A 2,404-nucleotide genomic window follows, 5' to 3' on the forward strand; every position below is an offset into this window, starting at 1 on the left:
CTTCTTCGATGGTATATTTAATTTCTTCACCCTTATCGTCATACTTTGGTTGACCACTAAATGTCCACTTCCAGTTATTGGATTCATCCAAGGTCTTAAAGACTTTTTCTTGACCGTTAGCCAGAAGGGTTACGGTTACCTTATCCTCTTTTTTACCATTCCAAACCTTTTTAACCGGAATGTCTATTTTCTCTACATTCTTATTGGTAATGATAAAGCCATTCTTTGCGTCCCCTGTTTTCTTACTTTCATAGTCAGGGATGGCAACTTCTTTGACATCGTACTCGATTTCTTTACCGTCGATATTGTGTTTGTCTAAGTCTTTAAAGCTTCCTTGCCATTTTTTAGCTTTTGTAAGGGTGAGGGTTTTTCCTGTGTCTTTTTTATCTGCCAATAGTTTTACGGTGACAGTGTCTTTTTCAGGTCCTACCCACTTTTTATTGACATTGATGTCTATCTTTTCACCATTAGGCTGATTGTACATGGCTACATAGGCTCCGCTACCTTGGTTGGTTAGTTCTATCACCTTTGAATTAGCGGAAGTAGGGTTTTGTGTACTGTTTGGTTTATTGTTGTCGATTTTTACATCTTCGTAGCCTTTTGGATGGGCTGTTTCGACAAAGCGGTATTTTCCGACATTCAGTTTTTTAATCTGAATGGTTCCTTTATCATTTGGAGTTAAGGTCTTATCAGTATTTAATTTACCTTGCTCAACCATATCCGATTTTACATCTACTTTAGTCCAAGTTTTACCGCCATCTTTTGTGGTCTGTAATTCGAACTTAAAGCCTTGTGAAAGGGTTGCCCCTGTTTTTCTATCTGACTTGACGAGTTTTACAGTTAGCGGGTCAGCTGGTGCGTCGGCAATGCCGGCTGGAGGGGTTAAAACACCTGTTGCTTTCACTTTTTTGTTGCCAAGTTGCTTGGTACTGATTGTTGCGGTATTTTTAACTTCTGTTTTTTCTCTTACAGGAACGTATCTCGCACGAAAATCCATATACAGATTCTGAACAGTTTTTCCCTTGTATATATTATTAATCTTATTGATAGTTGATGCTTTAAGATTGCTATACACATCATAGTTGTTCTTCAAATAATTTCCCACGCCACCTGCGGCTTTAATTGCTGGAATATCATCATATTTAGGAGCATTTCCATCATTCATATCCCACCATTTAAGCATAAGTGTATATGTTTCGTCTTTATTATCATAGATACAATATTCGCCCTTTTTAAGAGCGTTTTTCACTTGTTCCTTGGTTTTTGTTCCTTGTTCTATTTTTTTCAAAATAGACGGTAAATTTACTGGATAGCTACCAGAAACTACTTTCCCTTTATCGTCTATACCTGAAATCCACACATTTACTGATTTCAGAGTAGGACTTTCCACGCAATCAATAAATGTATCTTCCATGTATACATCTGTCAGTGTCTTTGGTGAATATTCCCCATTATGTTCTAATAAATATGAATTAAAAAAGTGGTGTTCTTTTCCATCAATATTTTTTATGATGAAATCAGACATTAGTCCAAATTGCCATATAACAGCAGAATCACCGGCTCCTGGTGCAGACTTATAAACTGATTGCCATGTCTCATTGTTATTCTGTGATACTACATACTCTTTTTCTCTACCTACTACAAGATCTTCTTTTCCAAGTTTACCGATTTGTGTTCTTCTTTCTCCTAATATAAGTGTTGTTCCACCACCAGAAAGATATGTTTTCGTATTTCCTGTTTCAAAAGAAGCGGTAAAACTCTTGACTTGTTGGTTCTTGATGTAATCACCACTGAACTTAATTTCAATCTTTCCATCTTTGTACTCCCAAGTGCCTATCTGATGTTTTGTACCATCCATCAAAGGTTTTGAAGAAAAATTTTGCTTTTCATGTCCTGCAAATGCCGGAATAGATAATGTATCTCCCTCTAAGATTGGTTTTTGAGCCGTATAAGTCATCGATAATTGTAATTTAACATCACTATTTTTTTGCCCCTCACAAATTGCATTACTAAACTTAGATGGGTCTTTCTTATATGCTTCATACTCTGAACTATCACTTGTTCTGTAGTCAATCTTCTTATTTCCATTTGCGACATCAATAATTTCGAATGAATTAATCTTCACATTGTCAAGGCTGAGTGATCCCGGTCCTGCCGGTGTATCTGAGTTTTTCTTTTCATAGCCTGCAATGATGGTTTTATCCACCACTTTTCCATAGAGGGTGGATTTTTCACCATTTGTTCCTGTTCCCATTTTTGTATTTGAAATGGTTACATCATCTGTACGAAGTGTTGTGGTTAAGTCTTTGACTTCATTGTTTTTGATGTAGTCTCCTGAGAAGGTTAAAACAAACTTTCCTTTGTTATAGACGTAAGTACCAATTTCGTCGCCTGTGCCATATCT

General features: G+C 36.5%; 1 protein-coding gene. It reads right to left on the reverse strand.

The window, feature by feature from the left end:
• Positions 1-2,404, reverse strand: a 2,404-nt coding sequence (locus K7I92_RS07355; protein WP_220282608.1) for a Cna B-type domain-containing protein, incomplete at both ends; no start/stop codon positions are given.

The sequence above is a fragment of the Bulleidia sp. zg-1013 genome (assembly GCF_019798045.1).
Lineage (GTDB): Bacteria > Bacillota_I > Bacilli_A > Erysipelotrichales > Erysipelotrichaceae > Bulleidia.